At 71.7% G+C, this 7,228-nt stretch carries 6 protein-coding genes; all 6 read left to right on the forward strand.

What is annotated here, in order from left to right:
• Nucleotides 1-20 precede the first annotated feature (20 nt).
• The 6 genes from FF041_RS15140 to FF041_RS15165 all read left to right on the forward strand — a co-directional run bounded on the left by FF041_RS15140 (nucleotide 21) and on the right by FF041_RS15165 (nucleotide 7,011).
• Nucleotides 21-1,175 (forward strand): threonine synthase, encoded by a 1,155-nt coding sequence (locus tag FF041_RS15140; protein WP_228388228.1) that lies wholly within the window; start codon nucleotides 21-23, stop codon nucleotides 1,173-1,175.
• Entirely contained in the window at nucleotides 1,172-1,804 is a 633-nt protein-coding gene (locus FF041_RS15145) for a helix-turn-helix transcriptional regulator (RefSeq protein ID WP_153523327.1), read from the forward strand. Before FF041_RS15140 ends, FF041_RS15145 begins: the two co-directional genes overlap by 4 nt.
• A 73-nt stretch (nucleotides 1,805-1,877) precedes the next feature.
• Nucleotides 1,878-2,429 carry an EF-hand domain-containing protein gene (locus FF041_RS15150; protein WP_153523328.1) on the forward strand — a complete coding sequence of 184 codons (552 nt, stop codon included), beginning with the start codon at nucleotides 1,878-1,880 and terminating at the stop codon, nucleotides 2,427-2,429.
• A 260-nt stretch (nucleotides 2,430-2,689) separates the two neighbouring features.
• On the forward strand, nucleotides 2,690-5,038 hold the full coding sequence (locus FF041_RS15155; protein WP_407698161.1) for a polysaccharide lyase 8 family protein: 2,349 nt from the start codon (nucleotides 2,690-2,692) through the stop codon (nucleotides 5,036-5,038).
• 154 nt (nucleotides 5,039-5,192) lie between these two features.
• A complete protein-coding gene (locus tag FF041_RS15160; RefSeq protein WP_153485343.1) occupies nucleotides 5,193-6,776 on the forward strand; it encodes an acyl-CoA carboxylase subunit beta in 1,584 nt (527 codons plus the stop codon).
• Between the two features lie 28 nt (nucleotides 6,777-6,804).
• Nucleotides 6,805-7,011 carry an acyl-CoA carboxylase subunit epsilon gene (locus FF041_RS15165; protein ID WP_153485342.1) on the forward strand — a complete coding sequence of 69 codons (207 nt, stop codon included), beginning with the start codon at nucleotides 6,805-6,807 and terminating at the stop codon, nucleotides 7,009-7,011.
• Nucleotides 7,012-7,228 lie beyond the last annotated feature (217 nt).

Below are 7,228 nucleotides of genomic sequence, written 5' to 3' on the forward strand. Positions count from 1 at the left end.
CAAGAAGTCCAGAGCTGGACATGTTGTTGATCATGACGGCGCGCTATATCGATGAACGCTCAGGCACCGGCTACCCCCTCACCGACCCGCTCCGCTGGCGCTCGGAGAGCGGCGCCCCCCTCTCGGTCAGCCCCCTCCCCGGCATCACCCGCGCCGATGTGGACACCGGCCGCCGCTCCCTCTGGCGCTACCGGGCCGCACTCCCGGTCGACATCCCCGCGCCCGTCTCGCTCGGCGAGGGCTGCACCCCGCTGATCGACGGCTCCTGGGACGGCGTCCCGGTCTCGTTCAAAGCGGAGTGGTCCGCCCCGACCGGCAGCTTCAAGGACCGGGGCACCAGCGTGATGATCTCCCTCCTCGCCCAGCACGGCGTCACGGAGGTCATCGAGGACAGCTCGGGAAACGGCGGCTCCTCCGTCTCCGCCTACTGCGCCGCCGCCGGCATCCGGGCCAGAATCCTCGCCCCCGAGTCCACCTCGCCCGCCAAGATCCTCCAGAGCCGGGCCTACGGAGCCGAGGTCCAGCTCGTACCGGGGGACCGGGAGGCCACCGCCGCCGAGGCGCTGCGCCAGTCGGCCCACACCTACTACGCCAGCCACAACTGGCACCCCTTCTTCCTCCAGGGCGTCAAAACCCTCGCCTACGAGATCTGGGAGGACCTCGGCTGGCACGCCCCCGACAATGTCGTGACCGTCGCGGGCGCGGGCAGCACCGTCCTCGGCTGCGACCTGGGATTCTCCGAACTGCTGGCCGCCGGGGAGATCGACCGGCTGCCCCGGCTGCTGGTCGCCCAGCCCGCCAACTGCGCTCCCCTCCACGCGAGCTTCCGCGCCGGGACCGACGCCCCCGTCCCCTGCGACACCGCCCCCACCATCGCCGAAGGCGCCGCCATCCAGCGGCCGGTCCGGCTCCCCGAGGTGCTGCGCGCGATCCGCCGCTCGGACGGCGACATGGCCGCCGTCCCGGAGGCGGAGATCGAGGACGCCGTACGACGGCTCGCCGCGAAGGGCCTGTACACGGAGCCCACCAGCGCCACGGCCGCCGCCGCGATCGGCGTCTTCGCCGCCCGGGGAGCGATCCGGCCCGGGGAGCGGACCGTGGTCGTGCTCACCGGCTCCGGCCTCAAGGCGGCCGGAGCCATGGCGCGGATCGTCACCCCCGGGAGCGCGGCATGACCGCCGAGGACGAGACGCTGCTCCGCGAGGCGGAGAAGATCGCCGTCGCGGTCGGCCGGACGCTCGGCGGGCTCTGCGAAGTCGTGCTCCACGACCTTCGCGACCCCGCCCACGCCATCCGCGCGATCGAGAACAATCTGTCCGGCCGCTCGGTGGGGGAGCCCGCCACCGAACTCGGCCTCGCCCGTATCCAGGACCCGGAGTACCACGAGGTCGTCCAGAACTACCCGGGCCGCCTCCCGGACGGCCGGCCCGTGAAAAGCACCTCCATCGGCATCAAGAACAGCGACGGCGTCTATGTGGCCGCCCTCTGCCTCAATCTCGACACCGGCCCCCTCGCCGCCGTCGCGGCCGGCATCGACCGGCTCATCCGCACCGACGAGCAGGAACGCCCGCTCGCCGAGACGCTGCGGGCGCGGACCGTGGACGGACTGCGCGCGGCGGCCGAGGAGTTCGCGGCCGATCACGCCCGCAGCCCGCGCGAACTGGGCTCCACGGAGCGCGGCGAGCTCGTCCGCGCCCTGGAGTCCCAGGGCTATCTACAGGTCAAGCACTCGGTGCAGACCCTCGCCCGGATCCTCGGCGTCTCCCGGGCGACCGTCTACAACGATCTGCGCCACGAGCGGTGACGGGTCACATCCCCGCCGCGCAAACCACTCTTTGGCGCAGTCTGCGGACGGAGGGCCCGGGTAGCGTCCGGCCATGAGCGAACCCACCATCCTGGACACCAAGCTGGATCTCGCCTTCGGACTGCTCGACACGGACCGCGACGGCCGCGTCGGCGAAGCGGATCTGCTCCGTCTGGCACCGAAACTCGCCACGGCCTTCGCCTCGCGGACCCCGGCGGACGTCGAACGGCTGCGCGCGGCCCTCGGCGCGGTGTGGAGCGCCGACTTCGCGGTGATGGACGCGGACGGGGACGGGGCCGTCGACCGGGAGGAGTGGCGGACCGGCGTCCGCCGCTCCGTGGCGGCCGACCGGAGCGGCTTCCTCGGCCGGCTGGAGCGGGTGCTCCACGCCTGGTTCGCCCTCTGCGACACGGACGGCGACGGATTCATCAGCCGCGCCGAGTACACCCATATGTACGGCAGCACCCTCGGTCTGACCGCCGGTCCGCTCAACGAGGCGTTCACCACCCTCGACATCGACGGCGACGGACTGGTCTGCCGGGACGAGATCCGGGCCGCGATCGAGGAGTTCTGGACCAGCGAGAGCCGCGACACCCCCGGCAACTGGCTCCTCGGCCCGGTGTGACCCCCCCCAGGACCGGGACCCCGACAGCGCCGGGCCGGGCTGTGCATACGTCACCGGGCCGGGCCGGGCCGTACGTACGTCACCGAGCCGGACCGGGTTGTACGTACGCCGCCGGGCCAAGCTGTACGTACGCCGCCGGGCCGGCCCCTCCGCACGGCGGCGGGGGAGCCCCACCGGGCCGCGCCCCCTTAAACACCCGCCGGGGGCGTGCTACACCGGACGGACAGGACCGCACCACTTCCGGCCCATCGGAGGCTCCCGTGTCCCAGCCGTCCGCCGCCTGGTCCCGCCGTACGCTCCTGACCGCGCTGACCGCCCTGCCCCTCATCGGACCGGGAACGGGCACCGGTACGGCCGCGGCGCCGGCCGACCCCTACGACGCCCTCCGCCACCGCTGGCGCGAGATCGGCCTCGGCACCGGCTACGACCCCGCCGCCGAGCCCTACGCCTCCCGCATCGCCGAGACCGCCCGGCTCGCCGCCGCCTTCCGGGCCGCCATGGCGCCCGCACCCGACTCCCTCTGGCCGGGTCTGCGCTACGACCCGCCCACCGGGATCACCCGCGGCTACAACAGGCTGTGGACCATGACCCAGGCGTACGCCCACTCGGGCGACGAGGGGCTGCTCGCCGACACCGTCCGGGGGCTCGACCATCTCTCGGCCACCGTCTACAACCCCGCCACCACCCGCTACGGCAACTGGTGGGAGTGGCAGATCGGCAGCCCACGGCTCCTCATGGACATCGTCGCCGTGCTGTACGACCGGCTCGCCCCCGAGCAGCGGGAAGCCGCCTTCGCCGCCGTCGACCACTTCATCCCCGACGCCCTGCTCGACAGCTACACCGGCGTCTCCACCGGGGCCAACCGCGTCGATCTCTGCCGCTCGGTCGCCCTGCGCGGCATCCTCGGCCGCGCCCCCGGGAAGATCTCCCTCGCCCGGGACGCGCTCTCGCCCGTCTTCCCCCATGTCACCAGCGGCGACGGGCTCTACGCCGACGGATCGTTCATCCAGCACACCTGGGTCGCCTACTCGGGCACCTACGGACAGGTGCTGCTCGACGGTCTCGCCCGGCTCTTCGCCCTGCTCACCGGCTCGCCCTGGGAGGTCACCGACCCCCGCAGACAGCTCGTCCTCGACAGCGTCGAGCACGCGTACGCGCCCCTGATCCACAACGGGCTGATGATGGACAGCGTCAACGGCCGCGCCGTCAGCCGCGGACATCTCCGGGACGACGACCGCGGAATCATGCGGAGCGACCACTTCCATGGCCATGCGCTGATCGCGGCGGCAGCGCTGCTCTCGGCCGGAGCCGGCGCCGCCGAGCGGCAGCGCTGGCATGCCCGGATCAAGGGCTGGATCGAACGCGACACCACCGCCCCGATCCTCACCTCCCCGCAGTTCCAGGTCGCCGATCTCGCCCGGCTGCACGCCATCGCGGCGTCCCCCGTGGCCGCCGCCCCCGAACCGGTCGGGCACAAGCTCTACGCCGCCATGGACCGGGCGGTGCACCGCCGCCCCGGATGGGCCGCGAACATCGCGATGGCCTCCGAGCGGATCTCGTCCTACGAGTGCGGCAACGGCGAGAACCCGCGCGGCTGGCACACCGGGGCCGGAATGCTCTACTGGTGGCCCGCCGCCGCCCGGGGCGATCAGTACACCGACTGGTTCTGGCCGACCGTCGACCCCTACCGGCTCCCCGGCACCACCGTCTCGACCAAGCGGCTCGCCGACCGGGAGGGCGGCGAGTGGGGACTGCCCAAGCCCGCCGCACGCTGGGTCGGCGGGGTGAGCGACGGCGAGTACGCGGCCGTCGGGCAGCATGTGCGCGGGCTCGGCTCCACCCTCGTAGCCCATAAGTCCTGGTTCTGCGCCGACGACGGGATCGTCTGCCTCGGCGCGGGGATCAGCTGTGACGACGGCGTTCCCGTCGAGACGATCGTCGACAACCGCAATCTGGGCGAGAACGGCGCCGCCGCGCTGACCACCGGACCCGGCTGGGCCCATCTCCAGGGCCACGGCGGCTGGGTCTTCCTCACCGGGGCGGGCGGCACGGGCGGGCCCGCGCGACCGCGCACCCTGCGCGAGGACCGAGAGGGGGCCTGGAGCGACATCAACACGGGCAGCACCGCCGAGCGGGTCACCCGCCGCTATCAGACCCTCTGGTTCGATCACGGCACCGATCCGCGTGCCGCGTCCTACGCGTATCTGCTGATGCCGGGCGCGAGCCGGCGGGCCGTCGCCGCCCGGGCGCGCGACCGCCGCCGGCTGACCGTGCACGCCAACAGCGCGGACCGGCAATCCGTCTCGATCCGCTCCCTCGGGCTGCTCGCGGCCAACTTCTGGCGGGCGGGTACGGTGGGGGCGCTCACCGCGAGCGCTCCGGCGAGCATCCTGGTACGGAGGTCCGCCCGCACCCGGACCGCCGCCCTCCATCTCGCCGATCCGATGCGCGGCGGGGAACCCCTGGAGATCGTCTGGCACCATCCGGTCGGCCGGGTCACCAGCCATGACCCCGGTATCGAGATCCTGTCCGCCGGACGTGCCCTGCGGGTGCGGCTGACCGGGGGCACCGCGGGGGCGAGCCATCACTGTGAGGTGACCCTTGGCTAAACGGCTTGTGGAACCCCCACAAACAACCGTGGCCCTCCGCTGGTGGTTGGGCTGCTACGCCAAATGGTTCTGTTCAAGGCTCACAGGAGAACGGTCCGGAGACTGTACAGAGTCAACGGGACGGTTTTCTTCCTGGGCTCCGTAGGGTCGTTACATGACCGTTGTGGACGAGACCCCGAGCGAGCCCACGGACGCGCGTGGGCGCGTGGCCGAGCTGCACGAGCTGCGCGAGCAGGCCCTGCGCGGACCGAGCGACCGCGCCACCGAGGCGCAGCACGCCAAGGGCAAGCTGACCGCGCGAGAGCGTATCGAGCTGCTGGTGGACCCGGGGTCGTTCCACGAGGTGGAGCAGTTGCGCCGGCACCGTGCGAACGGGTTCGGCCTGGAGGCGAAGAAGCCGTACACGGACGGTGTGATCACCGGCTGGGGCACGGTGGAGGGCCGCACGGTCTTCGTCTACGCGCATGACTTCCGGATCTTCGGAGGAGCGCTGGGCGAGGCGCACGCCACCAAGATTCACAAGATCATGGATATGGCGATCTCGGCGGGCGCCCCGCTGGTCTCGCTGAACGACGGCGCGGGCGCCCGTATCCAGGAGGGCGTCTCGGCGCTCGCCGGGTACGGGGGGATCTTCCAGCGCAACACCAGGGCCTCCGGGGTGATCCCGCAGATCAGCGTGATGCTCGGCCCGTGTGCGGGCGGCGCGGCCTACTCCCCGGCGCTGACGGACTTCGTGTTCATGGTGCGGGAGACCTCGCAGATGTTCATCACGGGTCCGGACGTGGTCAAGGCGGTGACCGGCGAGGAGATCACCCAGAACGGACTGGGCGGCGCGGACGTCCACGCCGAGACCTCGGGCGTGGCGCACTTCGCGTACGACGACGAGGAGACCTGCATCGCGGAGGTCCGCTATCTGCTGTCGATGCTCCCGCAGAACAACCGCGAGAACCCGCCCACGGTCGCCTCGGGCGACCCGGTCGACCGGCGCTCCGACGTACTGCTCGATCTGGTCCCGGCCGACGGCAACCGCCCCTACGACATGCACCAGGTCATCGAGGAACTGGTCGACGAGGGCGACTATCTGGAGATCCACGAGCGGTGGGCGCGCAACATCATCTGCGCGCTGGCCCGGCTCGACGGCCAGGTCGTGGGCATCGTCGCCAACCAGCCGCAGTCCCTCGCGGGCGTGCTGGACATCGAGGCTTCGGAAAAAGCTGCGCGCTTTGTCCAGATGTGCGACGCTTTCAATATCCCGATCATCACCCTTCTGGACGTGCCCGGCTTTCTCCCCGGGGTCGACCAGGAGCACGGTGGAATCATCCGGCACGGAGCGAAGCTGCTCTACGCGTACTGCAACGCCACCGTGCCGAGGATCTCGCTGATCCTGCGCAAGGCGTACGGCGGCGCGTACATCGTGATGGACTCCCAGTCCATCGGCGCCGACCTCACCTACGCCTGGCCCACCAACGAGATCGCCGTCATGGGCGCCGAGGGTGCCGCCAATGTCATTTTCCGCCGGCAGATCGCGGAGGCGGAGGACCCCGAGGCCATGCGGACCCGCATGGTCAAGGAGTACAAGTCCGAGCTGATGCATCCCTACTACGCGGCCGAGCGGGGCCTGGTCGACGACGTCATCGACCCGGCCGAGACCCGCGCGGTGCTGATCGCGTCGCTCGCGATGCTCCGCACCAAGCACGCCGACCTGCCGTCGCGCAAGCACGGCAACCCGCCGCAGTGACCCTGCGTAGAGAACGGAGCCCGATCAGATGAACAGCACTCTCGAATCGTCACTGCTGCGTGTGGAGAAGGGGAACTGCGAGCCCGAGGAGCTCGCGGCGATCACCGCTGTGCTGATGGCGCGGGCCGCCTCCCAGCCGGAGCGGGCGGACGCGGAGCTGAGCCGCTCCACCGCCGGCTGGCGCCGGCTGGAGCGCCAGCGCGGCTTCCAGCCCTCCCACAGCTGGCAGGGCTGACACCGGACCCACGAGGGCCCGTGCGCACCGATCGCGGTGCGGACGGGCCCTTTGCCATGCCCGGGAGCCGGGGTACGCGTGCCGAAGCCCCCGCGCCCGCCCGGTGGAGGGCGGTACGGGGGCTTCGCGGCGGAAGAGCCCAGCGGAGTGCGGGACGATCTAGCGCAGTCGTGCCATGAGGGCGTGTTCGACGAGGGTGATGAGGGCGCTTTTGGCG

Origin of the sequence: Streptomyces jumonjinensis (genome assembly GCF_009600885.1) — a bacterium.
GTDB classification, from domain to species: Bacteria; Actinomycetota; Actinomycetes; order Streptomycetales; family Streptomycetaceae; genus Streptomyces; species Streptomyces jumonjinensis.

Bases quoted from the DNA above. Each gene is read 5' to 3' on its own strand.
- FF041_RS15165 (WP_153485342.1), top strand. From the start codon at position 6,805: ATGAACAGCACTCTCGAATCGTCACTGCTGCGTGTGGAGAAGGGGAAC.
- FF041_RS15140 (WP_228388228.1), top strand. From the start codon at position 21: ATGTTGTTGATCATGACGGCGCGCTATATCGATGAACGCTCAGGCACC.
- FF041_RS15160 (WP_153485343.1), top strand. From the start codon at position 5,193: ATGACCGTTGTGGACGAGACCCCGAGCGAGCCCACGGACGCGCGTGGG.
- FF041_RS15150 (WP_153523328.1), top strand. From the start codon at position 1,878: ATGAGCGAACCCACCATCCTGGACACCAAGCTGGATCTCGCCTTCGGA.
- FF041_RS15145 (WP_153523327.1), top strand. From the start codon at position 1,172: ATGACCGCCGAGGACGAGACGCTGCTCCGCGAGGCGGAGAAGATCGCC.